The 18,719-nt window shown below is 56.9% G+C and carries 18 protein-coding genes and 1 CRISPR repeat array; of the genes, 13 read left to right on the forward strand and 5 right to left on the reverse strand.

The genetic code is table 11. The features are described 5' to 3' along the window. Positions 1-78 precede the first annotated feature (78 nt). The 3 genes from IAE27_RS15840 to hcr all read left to right on the forward strand — a co-directional run bounded on the left by IAE27_RS15840 (position 79) and on the right by hcr (position 3,753). Positions 79-978 (forward strand): lysine exporter LysO family protein, encoded by a 900-nt coding sequence (locus IAE27_RS15840; RefSeq protein ID WP_004100620.1) that lies wholly within the window; start codon positions 79-81, stop codon positions 976-978. A 143-nt stretch (positions 979-1,121) separates the two neighbouring features. Beyond that, entirely contained in the window at positions 1,122-2,774 is a 1,653-nt protein-coding gene (gene hcp / locus IAE27_RS15845) for a hydroxylamine reductase (RefSeq protein ID WP_049591108.1), read from the forward strand. A 10-nt stretch (positions 2,775-2,784) separates the two neighbouring features. Continuing rightward, positions 2,785-3,753: an NADH oxidoreductase gene (hcr, locus tag IAE27_RS15850; protein ID WP_064345125.1), complete on the forward strand. Its 969-nt coding sequence runs from the start codon at positions 2,785-2,787 to the stop codon at positions 3,751-3,753. Between the two features lie 47 nt (positions 3,754-3,800). After that, a CRISPR array of direct repeats spans positions 3,801-4,068; the repeat unit is 28 nt; unit sequence TTTCTAAGCTGCCTGTACGGCAGTGAAC. Between the two features lie 200 nt (positions 4,069-4,268). Here hcr and IAE27_RS15855 read toward each other — a convergent pair. After that, complete coding sequence (locus tag IAE27_RS15855) at positions 4,269-4,691, reverse strand: DoxX family protein (RefSeq protein ID WP_154022554.1); 423 nt, start codon at positions 4,689-4,691, stop codon at positions 4,269-4,271. 152 nt (positions 4,692-4,843) lie between these two features. On the opposite strand from IAE27_RS15855, the gene poxB reads away from it, so the two are divergent. The 4 genes from poxB (at position 4,844) to IAE27_RS15875 (ending at position 10,272) form a co-directional block, all read left to right on the forward strand. Further along, positions 4,844-6,562 (forward strand): ubiquinone-dependent pyruvate dehydrogenase, encoded by a 1,719-nt coding sequence (gene poxB / locus IAE27_RS15860; RefSeq protein ID WP_004100616.1) that lies wholly within the window; start codon positions 4,844-4,846, stop codon positions 6,560-6,562. 154 nt (positions 6,563-6,716) lie between these two features. Then, entirely contained in the window at positions 6,717-7,718 is a 1,002-nt protein-coding gene (gene ltaE, locus IAE27_RS15865; protein WP_004111844.1) for a low-specificity L-threonine aldolase, read from the forward strand. A 10-nt stretch (positions 7,719-7,728) separates the two neighbouring features. Beyond that, positions 7,729-9,162, forward strand: a complete 1,434-nt coding sequence (locus tag IAE27_RS15870) for a DUF2867 domain-containing protein (RefSeq protein ID WP_200092652.1) — start codon at positions 7,729-7,731, stop codon at positions 9,160-9,162. A gap of 96 nt (positions 9,163-9,258) precedes the next feature. After that, positions 9,259-10,272, forward strand: a complete 1,014-nt coding sequence (locus IAE27_RS15875; protein ID WP_004100611.1) for an NAD-dependent epimerase/dehydratase family protein — start codon at positions 9,259-9,261, stop codon at positions 10,270-10,272. Here the strand turns inward: IAE27_RS15875 and IAE27_RS15880 are convergent. Together IAE27_RS15880 and IAE27_RS15885 are read right to left on the reverse strand one after the other, a co-directional pair. Continuing rightward, positions 10,269-11,099 carry an N-acetylmuramoyl-L-alanine amidase gene (locus IAE27_RS15880; protein WP_200092655.1) on the reverse strand — a complete coding sequence of 277 codons (831 nt, stop codon included), beginning with the start codon at positions 11,097-11,099 and terminating at the stop codon, positions 10,269-10,271. The two genes, IAE27_RS15875 and IAE27_RS15880, sit on opposite strands and share 4 nt — an antisense overlap. Further along, entirely contained in the window at positions 11,096-11,419 is a 324-nt protein-coding gene (locus IAE27_RS15885; RefSeq protein WP_004100606.1) for a heavy metal-binding domain-containing protein, read from the reverse strand. Before IAE27_RS15885 ends, IAE27_RS15880 begins: the two co-directional genes overlap by 4 nt. Positions 11,420-11,536: 117 nt before the next feature. Between IAE27_RS15885 and IAE27_RS15890 the strand changes: the two genes are divergently transcribed. The 6 genes from IAE27_RS15890 to artJ all read left to right on the forward strand — a co-directional run bounded on the left by IAE27_RS15890 (position 11,537) and on the right by artJ (position 16,151). Further along, positions 11,537-12,052 carry a lipoprotein gene (locus tag IAE27_RS15890; protein WP_004100604.1) on the forward strand — a complete coding sequence of 172 codons (516 nt, stop codon included), beginning with the start codon at positions 11,537-11,539 and terminating at the stop codon, positions 12,050-12,052. A gap of 324 nt (positions 12,053-12,376) precedes the next feature. Then, complete coding sequence (artP, locus tag IAE27_RS15895; RefSeq protein WP_004111834.1) at positions 12,377-13,105, forward strand: arginine ABC transporter ATP-binding protein ArtP; 729 nt, start codon at positions 12,377-12,379, stop codon at positions 13,103-13,105. 19 nt (positions 13,106-13,124) lie between these two features. Beyond that, entirely contained in the window at positions 13,125-13,856 is a 732-nt protein-coding gene (artI, locus tag IAE27_RS15900) for an arginine ABC transporter substrate-binding protein ArtI (protein WP_004111833.1), read from the forward strand. A gap of 6 nt (positions 13,857-13,862) precedes the next feature. Continuing rightward, the gene (gene artQ / locus IAE27_RS15905) at positions 13,863-14,579 is read left to right on the forward strand and encodes an arginine ABC transporter permease ArtQ (RefSeq protein WP_004100599.1); all 717 of its coding nucleotides are present in this window, start codon (positions 13,863-13,865) and stop codon (positions 14,577-14,579) included. Beyond that, complete coding sequence (gene artM, locus IAE27_RS15910; RefSeq protein ID WP_070557748.1) at positions 14,579-15,247, forward strand: arginine ABC transporter permease ArtM; 669 nt, start codon at positions 14,579-14,581, stop codon at positions 15,245-15,247. The genes artQ and artM overlap by 1 nt, the downstream gene beginning before the upstream one ends. Positions 15,248-15,419: 172 nt before the next feature. After that, positions 15,420-16,151: an arginine ABC transporter substrate-binding protein ArtJ gene (gene artJ / locus IAE27_RS15915; protein ID WP_017146217.1), complete on the forward strand. Its 732-nt coding sequence runs from the start codon at positions 15,420-15,422 to the stop codon at positions 16,149-16,151. A gap of 341 nt (positions 16,152-16,492) precedes the next feature. Here the strand turns inward: artJ and IAE27_RS15920 are convergent, their stop codons facing one another. Next, positions 16,493-17,965 (reverse strand): ATP-binding protein, encoded by a 1,473-nt coding sequence (locus tag IAE27_RS15920; protein ID WP_070557747.1) that lies wholly within the window; start codon positions 17,963-17,965, stop codon positions 16,493-16,495. Continuing rightward, positions 17,962-18,678, reverse strand: a complete 717-nt coding sequence (locus IAE27_RS15925; protein ID WP_004100592.1) for a response regulator transcription factor — start codon at positions 18,676-18,678, stop codon at positions 17,962-17,964. The genes IAE27_RS15920 and IAE27_RS15925 overlap by 4 nt, the downstream gene beginning before the upstream one ends. Positions 18,679-18,719: the final 41 nt, after the last annotated feature.

Raw genomic sequence — 18,719 nt, forward strand, 5'->3', positions numbered from 1 at the left:
TTTCGACTACTTTACTCAGTCCGGCGATTTGGGTAGTGTCAGGGACGCTATTTTCACTCTGCAAGGACCACGTCGTTCATGTTTTCGGGACTATTAATCATTCTGCTGCCGTTAATCGCAGGCTACCTTATTCCTCTCCATCGGCCGTCAGCCCTTAAACTTATCGCACGACTTCTGAGCTGGATCGTTTACGTTATTCTCTTTTTTATGGGAATTAGCCTGGCGTTCCTCGATAATCTGGCCAGCAACCTGTTGTCGATACTTCATTACGCAGCGGTCAGCGTCGTCATTATCCTGCTGTGTAATATTGCGGCTCTGATGTGGCTTGAGCAGAAAATGCCCTGGCAAAATCATCATCGCCAGGAAAAATTACCCTCGCGTCTGGCAATGGCGCTGGAATCCCTTCAGCTATGCGGCGTAGTCCTTATTGGTTTTCTTATTGGCCTGAGCGGCCTGCCTTTTTTACAACACGCCACCGAGGCCAGTGAATATACGCTGATTTTCCTGCTGTTCCTGATCGGTATTCAGCTGCGTAATAATGGCATGACCCTGCGGCAAATTGTTCTGAATCGCCGCGGAATGATGGTTGCGGTGGTGGTGATGGTGAGCTCACTGCTGGGCGGAATCATTAATGCCTTTATTCTCGACCTGCCGCTAAAAACCGGCCTGGCCATGGCCTCCGGCTTTGGCTGGTATTCGCTTTCCGGCATCCTGTTAACAGAATCCTATGGCCCGGTGATTGGTAGCGCCGCCTTCTTTAACGATCTGGCACGAGAGCTGCTGGCGATTATGCTGATCCCGGGGCTGGTACGCCGCAGCCGTTCAACGGCGCTAGGCCTGTGCGGCGCAACATCGATGGATTTTACGCTGCCGGTACTGCAGCGCTCAGGCGGCGTGGAGATCGTGCCGGCAGCTATTGTTCATGGCTTCATTCTCAGCCTGCTGGTGCCCATCCTGATGGCCTTTTTCTCCGCTTAATACCTCTCAGGCGGTAGCCCTCTACCGCCAATTTTGCGCTAAATCAATCTCCCTGTAAGTTGTATCAGAAATACCTTTTCTCCTCACGCGCTCGGGCATAACCTTAAACATGTATATTAAATATAACTTTAAAAGGTGTGACCATGTTTTGTGTGCAATGTGAACAAACCATCCGTACTCCAGCAGGAAACGGCTGCTCTTACGCGCAGGGTATGTGCGGGAAAACGGCCGAAACGTCCGATCTGCAGGATCTGCTGATTGCCTCTCTGCAGGGCCTCTCCGCCTGGGCGCTTAAAGCTCGTGAATATGGCATCATCGACCACGACGTCGATAGCTTTGCGCCGCGCGCTTTTTTCTCTACGCTGACTAACGTTAACTTCGACTCCCCGCGTATCGTTGGCTATGCGCGTCAGGCTATCGCCATGCGTGAAGCGCTTAAAGCCCAGTGCCTGAACATTGATGCCCACGCGACGGTTAACAATCCGATGGCCGCTGTGCAACTGGCTAGCGACGATCTGGGCGACCTGCAGCGTCAGGCGGCGGAATTTACTCCGAATAAAGACAAAGCGGCCATCGGCGAGAACATTCTCGGCCTGCGCCTGCTGTGCCTGTACGGCCTGAAAGGCGCTGCGGCCTATATGGAGCACGCGCACGTTCTGGGCCAGTACGACAACGACATCTACGCCCAGTACCATAAAATCATGGCATGGCTGGGTACCTGGCCTGCCGATATGAACGCTCTGCTGGAGTGCTCAATGGAAATCGGCCAGATGAACTTCAAAGTCATGAGCATTCTGGACGCCGGTGAGACCACCAAATACGGTCATCCGACCCCAACCCAGGTCAACGTTAAAGCGACCGAGGGCAAGTGCATCCTGATCTCCGGCCATGACCTGAAAGATCTCTATAACCTGCTGGAGCAGACCGAAGGCACCGGCGTTAACGTCTACACCCACGGGGAAATGCTGCCGGCGCACGGCTATCCGGAGCTGCGTAAATTCAAACACCTGATTGGGAACTACGGCAGCGGCTGGCAGAACCAGCAGGTGGAGTTCGCCCGTTTCCCGGGGCCGATCGTCATGACCTCTAACTGCATCATCGACCCAACCGTCGGCGCCTATGACGATCGTATCTGGACCCGAAGCATCGTTGGCTGGCCGGGCGTGAACCATCTGGAAGGCGAAGATTTCGCCCCGGTTATCGCCCAGGCGCAGCAGATGGCAGGCTTCCCGTACAGCGAGATCCCGCATCTCATCACCGTAGGTTTCGGCCGTCAGACCCTTCTGGGCGCTGCTGATACCCTTATCGATCTGGTGAGCCGGGAAAAACTGCGCCACATCTTCCTGGTTGGCGGCTGCGACGGCGCGCGGGGCGAGCGTAATTACTTCACCGATTTTGCCACCAGCGTACCGGACGACTGCCTGATCCTGACCCTGGCCTGCGGTAAATACCGCTTCAATAAACTCGATTTCGGCGATATTGAAGGCCTGCCGCGTCTGGTCGATGCCGGTCAGTGCAATGACGCTTACTCGGCGATTATCCTGGCGGTGACCCTGGCGGAAAAACTGGGCTGCGGCGTCAATGATCTGCCGCTATCGCTGGTGCTTTCCTGGTTCGAGCAGAAAGCGATTGTCATTCTGCTGACCCTGCTCTCACTAGGCGTGAAAAACATCGTAACCGGCCCGACCGCGCCAGGCTTCTTCACCCCGGATCTGCTGGCCGTGCTCAATGAGAAATTCGGTCTGCGCTCTGTGACCACCGTAGAAGAAGACATGAAGCAACTGCTGAGCGCGTAAGGAGCTATCCATGACCATACCAACCTCACAATGCCCGTGGCGAATGCAGGTGCATCACATCCATCAGGAAACGCCGGATGTGTGGACCATTTCATTGCTCTGCCATGACTATTATCCGTACCGTGCCGGGCAGTACGCGCTGGTGAGCGTGCGTAATTCGGCAGAGACCCTGCGCGCTTACACTATTTCGTCCACGCCGGGCGTCAGCGAATATATTACGTTGACCGTTCGCCGTATTGACGATGGCGCGGGATCACAGTGGCTCACCCGCGACGTAAAGCGCGGCGACTATATCTGGCTGTCCGACGCGATGGGGGATTTCACCTGCGATGATAAAGCGGACGATAAGTTCCTGATGCTGGCCGCAGGCTGCGGCGTCACGCCGATCATGTCGATGCGCCGCTGGCTGGCAAAATATCGCCCGCAGGCTGATGTGCAGGTGATTTTTAACGTTCGTTCGCCGCAGGATGTGATTTTCGCTGAGGAGTGGCGTCAGTATCCGGTGACCCTGGTGGCGGAAAATAACGCTACCCACGGTTTCGTGGCAGGACGTTTAACGACTGAACTACTGCAAAGCGTGCCGGATCTGGCATCGCGCACCGTGATGACCTGCGGTCCGGCGCCGTATATGGATCTCGTCGAGCAGGAAGTGAAAGCGCTGGGCGCGACGCGCTTCTTTAAAGAGCAGTTCTTTACGCCAGTCGCCGTCGCGGCCACCAGCGGTCTGAAGTTCACCAAACTGCAGCCGGCGAAAACGTTTTATGCCCCGGTCGGCACCACGCTGCTCGAAGCGCTGGAAAGCAATAAGGTGCCGGTTACCGTCGCCTGCCGCGCGGGCGTTTGCGGCTGCTGCAAAACGAAAGTGGTTTCCGGTGAATATACCGTCAGCAGCACCATGACGTTAACCGATGCGGAAATCGCTGAAGGCTACGTGCTGGCCTGCTCCTGCCAGCCGCAGGGAGATTTGGTACTGGCTTAATGTTGTTGCTGGCCATGCTACGCGGTAACCGTCGGGTAGCATGGCTCTTACTGAACTGCCGGAACGGCAGTGAACCAATTCAAAAATGCCGATGCGAGCGGTCATCCTTTCTAAGCTGCCTGTACGGCAGTGAACGTGTATGCAGATTTCAAGAAGGCGCGTAACCCTTTCTAAGCTGCCTGTACGGCAGTGAACTTTCCCTTCTCGAATTCGTCCAGAGTTAGCCATTTCTAAGCTGCCTGTACGGCAGTGAACGGTGCCGGTAGCGCCGCGTTTAATCTCTATCTTTTCTAAGCTGCCTGTACGGCAGTGAACACTAGCCCGGCGCACCTGCCTTATTGTTTTATCATGCAATAATCAATAAAAAGCCCTTTTACCCTTTTTTTGAGGCAACAATAAAAAATATTAAAAAATCAATATCTTAAAATAACTCCCAAAAAAAGGGTCTGAAAAACGAGCGGCGAGACCCTGGCAAACAGGATGTGGCCAGGGTGAGGCAGAAAACCCTGGTGCACTTAGCGCCAGGCCGAGGTTCCGCCAATGGAATAGCGCCCTGCCCCAAGGAAGGCAATCGTCAGCGCGCCAACAAAGAAATAGACCAGACTCTCAATCGCCCACGCGCCTACCGCATCCAGCGCGAAGGTTTTACCCGTCCCGACCATCAGCCACGTGAATGCCAGCACCAGCGCCGCAGGGCGCGTCAGGATCCCCACAATCAGCAAACATGGCGCAACCACTTCTCCAGCTAAAACCCCATAAGCGATAAAGCCCGGCAGACCTTTCGCCACCAGCATGCTGCTGATGCCCCCCACGCCATCGAATATCTTGTGTAATCCGTGAAACAGCATCAGGCCGCCAACGGCAAGTCGTAACAAAAGTTTGCCAAAATCATCATGCGACAGCAGTTTATCAACACCATTTAACAGAGATTTAACCATTTGAAATGATTCCTGTTTACCACCGAAGGTGAACACAGCGTATGCGCAATATCCGACGAATAAAAGCAGCTGAAAATGAGGGGCCAACGGCGGGCGTAATGGTCATTTTCATCTAAGCTTGTATGCGTTATCACTTAAGGAGATGGAAAACCATGAAACAGACCGTGGCGGCATACATTGCCAAAACTCTAGAACAGGCTGGCGTTAAACGTATTTGGGGCGTGACTGGGGATTCTCTTAATGGCTTAAGCGACAGCCTGAACCGCATGGGGACCATCGACTGGATGCCCACGCGCCATGAAGAAGTTGCCGCCTTCGCCGCCGGAGCGGAAGCGCAGCTTACCGGCGAACTGGCGGTGTGCGCCGGTTCCTGCGGGCCGGGCAACCTGCATCTGATTAACGGTCTTTTCGACTGCCACCGCAACCATGTTCCGGTGCTGGCCATCGCCGCCCATATTCCTTCCAGCGAAATCGGCAGCGGTTACTTTCAGGAAACGCATCCGCAGGAGCTGTTTCGCGAATGCAGCCACTACTGCGAACTGGTCTCCTCGCCGGAGCAGATCCCGCAGGTGCTGGCCATCGCTATGCGCAAAGCGGTGATTAACCGCGGCGTCTCGGTAGTGGTGCTCCCCGGCGACGTTGCGCTAAAACCCGCGCCGGAAAGCGCCAGCAGCCACTGGTACCACGCCCCGCTGCCGCAGGTGACGCCGGCAGAAGAAGAACTGAAAAAACTGGCCCAGCTGCTGCGCTATTCGAGCAATATCGCGCTGATGTGCGGCAGCGGCTGCGCCGGAGCGCATAAAGAGCTGGTTGAGTTCGCCGCGAAGCTGAAAGCGCCTATCGTTCACGCGCTGCGCGGCAAAGAGCACGTTGAATACGATAACCCTTATGATGTTGGGATGACCGGGCTGATAGGCTTCTCCTCCGGTTTCCATACCATGATGAACGCTGACACCCTGGTGCTGCTCGGCACCCAGTTCCCCTATCGCGCCTTCTACCCGACGGACGCAAAAATTATTCAGATCGATATCAACCCCGGCAGTATCGGCGCGCACAGTAAAGTGGACATGGCGCTGATCGGCGATATCAAATCCACCCTCAGCGCGCTGCTGCCGCATCTGGAAGAGAAAACCGACCGCAAGTTCCTCGACAAAGCCCTGGAACACTATCGCGACGCGCGCAAGGGGCTCGATGACCTGGCGAAGCCAAGCGATAAAACCCTTCATCCGCAGTATCTGGCGCAGCGGATCAGCCACTTTGCCGACGACGACGCCATTTTTACCTGTGACGTCGGAACGCCAACCGTGTGGGCTGCGCGCTATTTACAGATGAACGGCAAGCGCCGCCTGATCGGATCGTTCAACCACGGTTCGATGGCTAACGCCATGCCGCAGGCCATCGGCGCGAAGGCCACCGCCCCCGACCGTCAGGTCGTGGCAATGTGCGGCGACGGCGGCTTTAGCATGCTGATGGGGGATTTTCTCTCGCTGGCGCAAATGAAGCTGCCGGTGAAGATCGTTATCTTCAATAACAGCGTCCTGGGCTTTGTCGCGATGGAGATGAAGGCCGGCGGCTATCTGACAGACGGCACCGAGCTGCATGCGACCAACTTTGCCCGCATCGCCGAGGCCTGCGGCATTAAGGGCATCCGTGTCGAAAAAGCGGCTGACGTTGACCAGGCGTTGCAAACCGCCTTCAGTACCGACGGCCCGGTCCTGGTGGATGTGGTGGTCGCCAGTGAAGAACTGGCGATGCCGCCGCAGATCAAACTGGAGCAGGCCAAAGGTTTCAGCCTTTACATGCTGCGCGCGATTATTAGCGGCCGCGGCGATGAGGTTATCGAACTGGCGAAAACTAACTGGCTAAGGTAAAAATATCCTTTTCAATTCATACGCAAAAACATTCGTGTCGCATTAAGGCGGCAAGCCCGAAAATCCCCGGAAGCAGAAATAACGATGTGACCGGGGTTTGAGGGTGCAGCCAACGCAGAGGCAGCGCGAAGGATGAAGTGTATAAGGATATGTCATGATAGATTTACGCAGTGATACCGTCACCCGCCCGGGCCGCGCCATGCGGGAAGCGATGATGGCCGCCCCGGTCGGGGATGACGTGTATGGCGATGACCCGACCGTTAACGAACTCCAGCGCTTTGCCGCCGACCTGGCGGGCAAAGAGGCCGCTATCTTCTTGCCGACCGGCACTCAGGCCAACCTGGTCGCGCTGCTCAGCCACTGCCAGCGCGGCGAAGAGTATATTGTCGGCCAGGGCGCGCATAATTATCTCTACGAAGCCGGCGGCGCGGCGGTGCTCGGCAGTATCCAGCCGCAGCCTATCGACGCCGCAGCTGACGGTTCCCTGCCGCTCGATAAAGTCGCAGCCAAAATCAAACCGGACGATATCCATTTCGCCCCTACCCGGCTACTGTCGCTGGAAAACACCCACAACGGCAAAGTGCTGCCGCGTGAATATCTTAAAGATGCCTGGGAGTTTACGCGTCAGCGCGGCCTGGGGCTGCACGTCGACGGGGCGCGTATCTTTAACGCCGTCGTGGAATACGGCTGCGCGCTGCGTGAGATCACCCGCTACTGCGACTCTTTCACCATCTGTCTGTCTAAAGGTCTCGGCGCGCCGGTAGGCTCGCTGCTGGTGGGGAGCGAAGCGTATATTCGCCGCGCCATCCGCTGGCGGAAAATGGTCGGCGGCGGGATGCGTCAGGCCGGGATTCTGGCCGCGGCGGGCCTGTATGCTTTGCAGAACAACGTCGAGCGTTTAAAAGAGGATCATGATAACGCCGCATGGATGGCAGAACAGCTGCGCGCCGCCGGCGCGGAAGTAATGCGTCATGACACCAATATGCTTTTTGTTCGCGTCGGTGAAGCGCGCGCCGCCGCCCTGGGCGAGTATCTGCGCGAACGCGGAGTGCTGATCAACGCCTCGCCCATCGTGCGCCTGGTGACGCATATTGACGTGAACCGTCAGCAGCTTGCCGAGGTGGTTAGCCACTGGCAGACATTTTTAAATCGTTAAGGAGACCGGCGTGTCGCAGCGAATTCTGGTGCTTGGCGCCAGCGGTTATATCGGCCAGCATCTGGTAACAAGGCTCAGCGAGCAGGGCTTCACCGTGCTGGCGGCGGCACGCCAGATCGACAGACTCAAGAAGCAGCATCTCCCCGGCGTCGAGTGCTATTCGCTCGATTTAAACCAGCCTGACGCGCTACCCGCCCTGCTGGCGCAGGTTGACACCGTTTATTATCTGGTACACGGGATGGGCGAAGGCGGCGACTTTATCCGCCACGAGCGGCAGGTCGCCCTTAACGTCCGCGACGCGCTGCGCAAAACGCCGGTGAACGAAGTCATTTTTCTCAGTTCGTTACAGGTTGCAGAAGAGGAACAATCCGATCATCTGCGCGCCCGCCAGATCACCGGCGATCTGCTGCGCGAATCGGGCATACCGGTAGCGGAAGTTCGCGCCGGCATTATCGTCGGCGCCGGTTCCGCCGCATTCGAAGTGATGCGTGATATGGTTTACAACCTGCCAGTACTGACGCCGCCGCGCTGGGTGCGCTCGCGCACCACGCCGATTGCGCTGGAAAACTTACTCTATTATCTGCTGCAGCTGCTGAACCATCCTGCGGCAGAGCATCGCATTTTTGAAGCCGCCGGGCCGGAAATTTTGAGCTATCAGCAGCAGTTTATCCGCTTTATGGCAGTCAGCGGCAAACGTCGGCCGTTGATCCCCATTCCTTTTCCGACCCGTTGGATTTCGGTGTGGTTTCTCAACATCATTACTTCAGTGCCGTCAACCACGGCCAGGGCGCTAATTCAGGGGCTAAAGCACGATCTGATCGCCGACGACCGCGCCCTGCGGGCGCTCATCCCGCAACCTCTCATCGCTTTTGATGAAGCGGTGCGCCGCACGCTAAAGGAAGAGGAGCAACTGGTGAACTCCAGCGACTGGGGCTACGATGCGCAGGCCTTTGCCCGCTGGCGCCCAGAGTACGGTTACTACCCGAAACAGGCGGGCTGCACCGTTAACACTTCCGCCAGCCTTGCTGCGCTGTGGAAGGTGGTCAACCAAATTGGCGGCAAAGAGGGCTATTTCTTCGGCAACGCTCTGTGGAAAACTCGCGGAGCGATAGATCTGCTGGTCGGTCACCGGCTGGCAAAAGGTCGCCCGGAAAATGAATATCTGCAGACCGGCGATGCGGTGGACAGCTGGAAGGTGATTATCGTCGAGCCGGAAAAGCAGTTGACGCTGTTATTCGGCATGAAAGCGCCCGGCCTTGGCCGCCTGAGCTTTACCCTGCGCGATAAAGGCGACCATCGCGAACTGGACGTCCGCGCCTGGTGGCACCCGCACGGTATGCCGGGACTCTGCTACTGGTTGCTGATGATCCCGGCGCATCTGTTTATTTTTCGCGGTATGGCCCGACGCATCGCGCACCTGGCGGAGCAAATCACCATCAAATAGAGTATAGGTACAGAATTCTTTCATGATTCTCATTGCATCGTAGTCAGAATCACGGAAAAATGCGCACGAAATTCTTTTGTTAAACAGTGGATCGATATGAAGGTACTGGTTACCGGTGCGACCAGCGGATTAGGCCGCAACGCGGTGGAATATCTGCGTAACAGGGGCATTAGCGTCAGAGCGACCGGGCGCAACGAAGCGATGGGCAAGCTTCTGAGCAAAATGGGCGCAGAGTTCGTCCCTGCGGACTTAACCGAGCTGGTCTCTTCGCAGGCCAAAGTGATGCTCGCCGGTATCGATACCCTGTGGCACTGTTCCAGCTTTACTTCACCCTGGGGCACTCAGCAGGCTTTCGATTTAGCCAACGTCCGCGCAACCCGTCGCCTCGGCGAATGGGCGGTTGCCTGGGGCGTACGCAACTTCGTACATATCTCCTCACCGTCGCTCTATTTTGATTACCACCATCATCGCGATGTTCAGGAAGATTTTCGTCCGCAGCGTTTCGCCAACGAATTCGCCCGCAGCAAGGCGGCAAGCGAAGACGTGATCCATCTTCTGGCGCAGGCCAACCCGAATACCCGCTTCACGATCCTGCGTCCGCAAAGCCTGTTTGGCCCGCATGATAAAGTGTTTATTCCGCGTCTGGCGCAGATGATGCAGCACTATGGCAGCGTTCTGTTACCGCGCGGCGGCAGCGCGCTGGTGGACATGACCTATTATGAAAACGCGGTGCACGCGATGTGGCTCGCCAGCCAGCCACAGTGCGACCTTCTGCCCTCGGCCCGGGCGTACAACATCACTAACGGCGAACCGCAAACCTTGCACAGCATCGTGTTGAAACTCATCGATGAGCTGGGGATTAAGTGCCGCATCCGATCGGTTCCCTATCCTATGCTGGATATTATCGCCCGCAGCATGGAGCGCTTTGGCAATAAGTCAGCTAAAGAGCCCGCCTTTACCCACTACGGTGTCTCCAAGCTGAACTTCGATTTTACCCTTGATATCTCTCGCGCTCAGCAGGAGCTGGGCTATCAGCCGGTGGTGAACATGGATGAAGGGATTATCCGCACCGCCGCGTGGTTGAAGGACCACGGCAAGCTGCACTATTAACCGCGCCCGTACTTTTCCAGCAGCGCTTCAGCCATCGCCAGCGTTTGCGCATCGGCAACGCCGTCCCAGCGCGCGGGGCGGAAGTGCATCTGGAAAGCCATAATCACCCGCTTTTGCTGCGCTGGGGTCATTTCCGGCGTCACCTGATAGCCGTAGCGCGCCAGGACGTCCAGCAGCTCGGCAGTGTCTACCGGCTCGTATGACGGACGCCCCTGCAGATAAAACGCCACGCGCCGGGCATCCGGCCATGCGCCAATCCCCTGCTCCGCCAGCCTGTGCCACGGGAACAGCGGCCCCGGATCGTCTTTGCGCTGCGGGGCAATGTCGGCATGCGCGACTACGTTCTGCGGCAGGATCTGATAGCGAGCGATGATGTCCTTCGCCAACGGGATCAGGGCGTCAATCTGCGCCGGATTAAACGGCGTAAAGCTTTTCACCCCCGCCGTTTTTTGCCAGCCGCGATTCTCCAGCTCAATGCCAATCGAGGTATCGTTAATGCGCGTGCTGCCGCGCCAGAAGCTGACCCCCGCATGCCAGGCCAGATCCTCTTCCGGCACCAGCTGCCAGATCCGCGGTTTGCCTCCGTGCAGCGGCGGTTTCTCCGGGATCAGATAGTGAGAGCTCACCTGATTATCCGTCAGCGTCGCTAAGGAAACGTCGAAATCATCGGCGGTATAGTGGATCACCAGCACTTTGATGCGCGGATAAGCGGCCTGCGCCGGATGGCGCTTATCCAGCTGATAGCCATCGCGATCGATAATACCTTTTTCGCTGGCGCAGCCCGCCAGCAGCAGCGCCAGCAGTACGCCTGCCCGGCATCGTTTCATCGGCGGGTCTTCACCGCGGTGCCGCTGACGCTGACCATCAGCATACTGCTGTCTTTTCCCACGGTTTCGTAGTCAATATCAATCCCGACCACCGCATTGGCGCCCAGCGCCTTCGCCTGCTCGCTCAGCTCTTCAAACGCAATTTCGCGGGCCTTGCGCAGCTCTTTTTCATAGGCGCCGGAACGACCGCCGACGATATCGCGAATGCTGGCGAAAAAATCGCGGAATACGTTGGCGCCGAGAATCGCTTCCCCGGTGACGACGCCGCAGTATTCAATGATGGGCTGACCTTCAAGGGTCGGAGTAGTGGAAAATTGCATGATGAAACTCCTTCTTTAGCGTTCAATGCGTTAGCTCTAAGGGTCAAGCACAATCCCTATCTGATACACTATGCTTGAAAAGATATTCTAACGTAGTGAGCTCATAAGGAAATCATCATGCGCTACAAAGTTCTTGCACTCGTCCTCCCCTGCGCGCTGGCGCTCAGCGCCTGTACTACCGTCACGCCTGCCTACAAAGATAACGGCACCCGTAGCGGCCCCTGCATCGAAGGCGGCCCGGATGACGTGGCGCAGAAGTTTTATGACTACCAGCTGCAGAATCGCAATAGCGATTTAACCGCGCTGCGTCCGTACCTGAGCGACGGTCTGGCAAAACTGCTGAACGACGCGCGTCAGGATCCGTCGAACAACGCCCTGCTGCAGTCTAATCTGTTCTCCAGCAGCAGTACCCCGGCCGACAGCGCCGAGGTCGCCAGCGCCTCCACGATCCCCAACCGCGATGCGCGCAACATTCCGCTGCGCGTGGAGCTAAAACAGGGCACCCAAAGCTGGAAGGATGAAGTGCTGATGATTCAGGAAGGCCAGTGCTGGGCGGTAGATGACGTCCGCTACCTCGGCAATAACGGCCATGCGCCGGCAGGCACCCTGCGTCAAAGTCTGGAAAAACGCTAACCGGCCGCTGGCACCTGGCAAAGAATCCCCGGTCTCCTTCAAGGCGCAGACCGGGGGCCGGTAGAGGCGAGGCTCATGGCTGAGCCGGGTAACAAAGCCAACGCTTCTGCGGCCTGAAGTATGACGGGTATAACCCGGTAAAATGTCGGTAATTACTCTGGTATTGCCGACATTTACTCCCCCCGCCTCCACGAAGCCATATTTTGTGCTAACTTTAAATGTAAACGTGGTTTACATTTAACTTTTAACGCATAAATATTGCATAACTATTCTGCCAAAGGTACTATTTGCGGCCTCAATTGCTATTTGTATCAGACTGCCCAGATGAGCATTAAATTAAACGGCATTAATTGCTTCTACGGCGCGCACCAGGCGCTGTTCGACATCACGCTGGATTGCCCGCAGGGGGAAACGCTGGTGCTGCTCGGCCCAAGCGGTGCCGGAAAAAGCTCGCTGCTGCGCGTTCTTAACCTGCTGGAGATGCCGCGTTCCGGCACGCTGCACATCGCCGGGAACCATTTCGACTTTACCAAAGCGCCTTCTGACAAAGCCATCCGCGAGCTGCGCCAGAACGTCGGTATGGTGTTCCAACAGTACAATCTGTGGCCGCATCTGACCGTGCAGCAAAACCTGATTGAAGCGCCTTGCCGCGTGCTCGGTTTAAGCAAAGATCAGGCTTTAGCGCGCGCAGAAAAGCTGCTCGAACGTCTGCGCCTGAAACCCTATAGCGATCGCTACCCGCTGCATCTTTCCGGCGGCCAGCAGCAGCGTGTCGCCATTGCCCGCGCCCTGATGATGGAACCGCAGGTTCTGCTGTTTGATGAACCTACGGCGGCGCTCGATCCAGAAATCACCGCCCAGATCGTCAGTATTATCCGCGAACTGGCTGAAACCGGCATTACGCAGGTCATCGTCACCCACGAAGTGGAAGTGGCGCGTAAAACGGCAAGCCGCGTGGTGTATATGGAAAACGGCCATATCGTTGAACAAGGTGATGCCGGCTGCTTCGCGCATCCGCAGACCGACGCGTTTAAAAACTATCTTTCACATTGATGTTTTCGGGGAAATGACGATGAAAAAAGTACTGATTGCCGCTCTTCTTGCGGGCATGAGCCTCTCCGCTACCGCTGCCCAGACCATTCGTTTCGCCACCGAGGCCTCTTACCCTCCGTTTGAATCGATCGACGCTAATAACAAAATTGTCGGCTTTGACGTCGATCTGGCGAACGCGCTGTGTAAAGAGATTGATGCGACCTGCACCTTTACCAATCAGGCTTTCGACAGCCTGATCCCCAGCCTGAAGTTCCGCCGTTTCGACGCGGTAATGGCCGGGATGGATATCACCCCTGAGCGTGAAAAGCAGGTGCTGTTCACGACCCCGTACTATGAAAACTCTGCGTTGTTCGTCGGCCAGCAGGGTAAATTCACCAGCATCGATCAGCTGAAAGGCAAAAAAGTCGGCGTGCAGAACGGCACCACTCACCAGAAATTCATCACCGACAAACATCCGGAAATCACTACCGTTCCTTATGACAGCTACCAGAACGCGAAGCTGGACCTGCAGAACGGCCGTATTGACGCCGTGTTTGGCGATACCGCAGTAGTGACCGAATGGCTGAAGAGCAATCCGAAGCTGGGAGCAGTCGGCGACAAAGTCACCGATAAAGACTACTTCGGCACCGGTCTCGGCATTGCGCTGCGCCAGGGCAATACCGAGCTGCAGCAGAAATTTAACGCTGCGCTGGAAAAAGTGAAGAGCGATGGGACTTACCAGTCTATCTATAACAAATGGTTCCAGAAGTAACGCTGAATGAACGAATTTTTTCCATTAGCAAGCGCCGCCGGGATGACCGTCGGCCTTGCCGTTTGCGCCCTGATCATCGGTCTGGTGCTGGCGATGCTGTTTGCCGTCCTCGAGTCGGTGAAGCTGCGCCCGGTCGCCTGGCTCGCAACCGGCATTGTCACCCTTTTGCGCGGACTACCGGAAATCCTGGTAGTTCTGTTTATCTATTTTGGTTCCTCTCAGCTGCTGCTGACCCTTTCTGACGGCTTTACTATTAATCTCGGCATTGTGCAGATCCCGGTACAGATGCAGATTGAAAATTTTGACGTCAGCCCGTTCCTGTGTGGGGCTATCGCGCTTTCTCTGCTGTATGCCGCTTACGCATCGCAAACGCTGCGCGGGGCGCTTAAAGCCGTTCCGCAGGGGCAATGGGAATCCGGTCAGGCGCTGGGATTATCAAAAGCCGCTATTTTCTTTCGCCTGGTGATGCCGCAGATGTGGCGCCACGCGCTGCCGGGCCTCGGTAACCAGTGGCTGGTGCTGCTGAAGGATACCGCACTGGTGAGCCTCATTAGCGTCAACGATCTGATGCTGCAAACCAAAAGTATCGCTACCCGAACCCAGGAGCCGTTTAACTGGTATATCATCGCGGCAGCAATCTATCTGGTCATCACCCTGTTGAGTCAGTACATTCTGAAACGTATTGATCAGCGAGCGACGCGCTTCGAACGGAGACCAGGCTGATGCTTGATTACTTACCCGAACTGCTAAAAGGGCTGCATACCAGCCTGACGCTGACCGCGGCCTCGATCATCGTGGCGCTGATTTTGTCGCTAATCTTCACCATCATCCTGACGTTAAAAACCCCGGGGCTGGTGTGGGTCGTGCGCGGCTATATCACGCTATTTACCGGCACGCCGCTGCTGGTGCAGATCTTCCTGATTTACTACGGCCCGGGCCAGTTTCCGTCGCTGCAGGAGTATCCGCTGCTCTGGCATCTGATTTCCGAGCCCTGGCTCTGCGCGCTGATTGCCCTTTCTCTTAACAGCGCCGCTTATACCACCCAGCTGTTCTATGGCGCAATCCGCGCCATTCCGGACGGCCAGTGGCAATCCTGCGGCGCGCTGGGGATGAGTAAGAAGGATACGCTGGCGATCCTGCTGCCGTACGCTTTTAAACGCGCCCTCTCCTCCTACTCCAATGAAGTGGTGCTGGTGTTCAAGAGCACGTCCCTGGCCTACACCATTACCCTGATGGAAGTGATGGGCCACAGCCAGCTGCTCTATGGACGCACCTATGATGTAATGGTGTTCGGCGCCGCCGGCATCGTTTATCTGGTGGTCAATGGCCTGCTGACGCTACTGATGCGTCTGGTGGAACATAAAGCGCTGGCCTTTGAGCGACGCAATTAAAAACGCATATCCAGCCAAATCAAGACGGGTAGTTCACTGAATTATCCGTCTTTTTTTATTCAAACCAAAATAAATATCTATATTTATTGAATATAAATTCACTTAGTGGCATTGTTACTGCCAGCCGCAGACACGGCACAACAACATAAGATTGACCGACGGGAGTTCCACGATGAAAAAGTTAGTTCTGGCCGCACTGCTTAGTTCTTTCGCCTTTGGCGCCGCTGCCGCAGAAAAAATCAGCTTTGGCGTTTCTGCAACTTACCCACCGTTTGAATCGATGGACGCCAATAACCAAATCGCCGGTTTCGACATCGACCTGGCCAACGCGCTGTGCAAACAGATGCAGGCCGAGTGTACTTTTACCAACCATGCCTTCGACAGCCTGATCCCGGCGCTCAAATTCAAGAAATATGATGCGGTCATCTCCGGCATGGACATTACCCCGGAGCGCAGCAAGCAGGTGGCGTTTACCGACCCGTACTACGCTAACTCCGCGCTGGTTATCTCGAAGAAAGATGCTTTCCACTCTTTCGCCGATCTGAAAGGCAAGCGCATCGGGATGGAAAACGGCACCACGCACCAGAAATACCTCCAGGATAAACATCCGGAAGTGAAAACCGTGGCTTACGATAGCTACCAGAATGCGTTCATCGACCTGAAAAATGGCCGTATTGATGGGGTGTTTGGCGATACCGCCGTGGTCAACGAGTGGCTGAAAACCAACCCGCAGCTGGGCGCGGCAACGCCGAAAGTCACCGACGCGCAGTACTTCGGTACCGGCCTCGGCATTGCGGTACGCCCGGATAACAAAGCGCTGCTGGAAAAACTGAACGCCGCGCTGAAGGCGATTAAAGCTGACGGTACCTACGATAAAATCAGCAAGCAGTGGTTCCCGGAGTAAACCCTCCCGGAGGCGGCGCTTGACGCGCCTGTCCGGGCTACCGGCCCGCAGACAGCCGTGGCACCGTAGCCCGGGCAAGCACAGAGCAGCCCGGGAAGAAGCCGCGCCAAAGTCTCCATCCCGGCGCATTCCCCGGGTTGCGGCGTAAACGCCTGACCCGGGCTACCGGCCCGCAGACAACCGTGGCCCCGTAGCCCGGGCAAGCACAGCGCGGCCCGGGAAGAAGCCGCGCCAAAGTCTCCATCCCGGCGCATTCCCCGGATTACAGCGTAAACGCCTTCTCCGGGCTACCGTTGAGCAGACAGCGCTAAACCTGTATCCCGAGCAACCAATCCGCCACCTTAAACCGGCAGGGTAAACTGGAAACAGGCTCCTGCCGGCGCTTCAAGCAGGCGAATATCGCCGCCGTGCAGCTGCAGCATCCGCCGGACAATCATTAATCCCAGCCCTCCTCTCGATGCGCTTTGCGCGCCAGGTTCCAGCACCGAAGGTCGTTCAAACAAGGTTGCCCGCAGCTCGCCGGCGATGCCCGGCCCGCTATCGGCCACCTCGACGATAATCTCTGACCCTGACCGCCGAGCCGCCAGGCGAATAACCCCGCCCTCCGGCGTATGACGAATGGCGTTATCGAGCAAATTGGTCAACACCCGTTCAATCATTGAGAGATCGGCGGTGACCGGCGGTAATCCGGCAGCCAGCTCCAGCTGCAAACCGATATTGCGCGTCGCGACGGGCAGATCGAATTTTTGCGCCACATCCTGCACCAGCTCGGCCAGCACGAACGTTTCCGGCTGCGGCTTAATCCCACCGTGCTCCAGGCGGGCCAGCTCAAACAGCTGCTGAGAAAGATGGCGCACTTTATTGCCCTGGCGCAGCGCGATATTCAAATACTGCTTGTTCTCTTCCATCGTCAGGCGATCGGCCTTCAGGCTTAACGTTTCCAGATATCCCAGCAAGGAGGTGAGCGGCGTGCGTAAATCATGGGAGATATTGGCAACGAACTCCCGCCGCTGACGGTCGCTATCGGCCAGACGATCCCACTGCCCGGCAATCTGGCGGGCCAGTTCAATAAAGCGGTTATGCAGTACGGCGACTTCGTTTCCCGGATTCGCCTCCGGGGTTTGCGCCGCCAGCGCCTTAATCGCATGGATGCTGTCCTGCTCATTCGTAGCCACCAGCGCGGTGAGCTGACGCACCGGGCGCGTGACCCACCGCCAGGCGAGCAGTCCCGCCAGCAGGCCGAGAGCGGCCACCAGCAGCAGAGTCCACAGCAGCAGGCTGGACAGTGTTTTCTGCCAGGCGCTTGCCGCCAGTTCATTAAAGGTTTCGCCCTGCAGAATGATATACAGATAGCCGCGCAGCTGACCGTCCTGGCGCAGCGGCGCCACGCTAAAAACTTTTTGTTTATCAAGGCTGCGCGGATCGTCGCCGTATACCGGCCACGCGCCGCCGGAAAGGAACGTTTGCACCGGCGCCAGATCGATGCGCTGGCGTTTGATATGACCGGGCGGCGCGGCGTCGGCCAGCAGCTCGCCGTCGGGCGAAAGCAGATACAGTTCCACGCTGGGGTTGAAGGTCATCAGCCGGTCGAAAAGCGGTTTCAGCATCCGGCGGTCAACCTGCCCCTGAGCGTCCAGCAGCGGCTCGCGAGCGGCGATTTGCTGCGCCAGCCCGGCGGAAAGACGCTGGACCATCACGTTGCCGTACTGCGCGCTGCTGTAGAGCTGGATCAGGCAAACGGCTAACGCACAAAGCAGCAGTAACGAGGTAAACACCAGCGCCAGGCGCTGGCTGAGGCTGAGACGGCGGATCATGGCTGCGCCTCTTTGCGCTCCACGGCAAATTTATAGCCTTTACCCCAGACGGTCAAAATGATGTCCGGCTCGGCCGGGTCGCGCTCAATTTTGGTGCGCAGGCGGTTGATATGGGTATTGACCGTATGCTCATAGCCGTCGTGCTGATAGCCCCACACCCGATCGAGCAGCTCAAGACGGGAAAAGACCTCCCCGGGGTGACGAGCAAAATAGTATAAAAGATCGAACTCGCGCGGGGTGAGATCCACCATCTCGCCGCGCAGCTTAACGTCGCGGGATAGAGGATCGATGCTCAAGCCGTGGCTATTGATACGCCCGGCATCCATTAACAAATTTTGCCCCATCGCCTCCTGGCGACGAAACACCGCTTTGACCCGGGCGGTCAGTTCGAGAATCGAAAAGGGTTTGGCCAGATAATCATCCGCCCCCATTTCAAGGCCCTGCACCCGCTGGGTTTCGCTGGCGCGGGCGCTGATAATAATCACCGGCAAATAGCGGGTTTGCTGACGAATACGCCGACAAATTTCCAGACCGTCAACGCCCGGCAGCATCAGGTCGAGGATCACCGCATCCCAGAGATCCTTTTCCAGCTGCCGCAGGGCCTGCGCCCCGTCCGCTACGTGAACAATCTGATATCCCTCATCGAGCAGATTCAGGCGCAGCAGCGCAGCGATATCTTCATCATCTTCAACCAACAGAATTTTTTTTGCCACCGGCAGCACTCCGCTATTCTTACGTTCTGATAAGCCAAGCT

The sequence above is a fragment of the Klebsiella sp. S69 genome, from assembly GCF_016516145.1.
GTDB classification, from domain to species: Bacteria; Pseudomonadota; Gammaproteobacteria; order Enterobacterales; family Enterobacteriaceae; genus Klebsiella; species Klebsiella oxytoca.

Coding starts and splice junctions, on each gene's coding strand:
- artQ (WP_004100599.1), top strand. CDS start 13,863: ATGAACGAATTTTTTCCATTAGCAAGCGCCGCCGGGATGACCGTCGGC.
- ltaE (WP_004111844.1), top strand. CDS start 6,717: ATGATAGATTTACGCAGTGATACCGTCACCCGCCCGGGCCGCGCCATG.
- IAE27_RS15920 (WP_070557747.1), bottom strand. CDS start 17,965: ATGATCCGCCGTCTCAGCCTCAGCCAGCGCCTGGCGCTGGTGTTTACC.
- hcr (WP_064345125.1), top strand. CDS start 2,785: ATGACCATACCAACCTCACAATGCCCGTGGCGAATGCAGGTGCATCAC.
- poxB (WP_004100616.1), top strand. CDS start 4,844: ATGAAACAGACCGTGGCGGCATACATTGCCAAAACTCTAGAACAGGCT.
- IAE27_RS15855 (WP_154022554.1), bottom strand. CDS start 4,691: ATGGTTAAATCTCTGTTAAATGGTGTTGATAAACTGCTGTCGCATGAT.
- hcp (WP_049591108.1), top strand. CDS start 1,122: ATGTTTTGTGTGCAATGTGAACAAACCATCCGTACTCCAGCAGGAAAC.
- IAE27_RS15885 (WP_004100606.1), bottom strand. CDS start 11,419: ATGCAATTTTCCACTACTCCGACCCTTGAAGGTCAGCCCATCATTGAA.
- IAE27_RS15890 (WP_004100604.1), top strand. CDS start 11,537: ATGCGCTACAAAGTTCTTGCACTCGTCCTCCCCTGCGCGCTGGCGCTC.
- artJ (WP_017146217.1), top strand. CDS start 15,420: ATGAAAAAGTTAGTTCTGGCCGCACTGCTTAGTTCTTTCGCCTTTGGC.
- IAE27_RS15880 (WP_200092655.1), bottom strand. CDS start 11,099: ATGAAACGATGCCGGGCAGGCGTACTGCTGGCGCTGCTGCTGGCGGGC.
- IAE27_RS15840 (WP_004100620.1), top strand. CDS start 79: ATGTTTTCGGGACTATTAATCATTCTGCTGCCGTTAATCGCAGGCTAC.
- artM (WP_070557748.1), top strand. CDS start 14,579: ATGCTTGATTACTTACCCGAACTGCTAAAAGGGCTGCATACCAGCCTG.
- IAE27_RS15875 (WP_004100611.1), top strand. CDS start 9,259: ATGAAGGTACTGGTTACCGGTGCGACCAGCGGATTAGGCCGCAACGCG.
- artP (WP_004111834.1), top strand. CDS start 12,377: ATGAGCATTAAATTAAACGGCATTAATTGCTTCTACGGCGCGCACCAG.
- artI (WP_004111833.1), top strand. CDS start 13,125: ATGAAAAAAGTACTGATTGCCGCTCTTCTTGCGGGCATGAGCCTCTCC.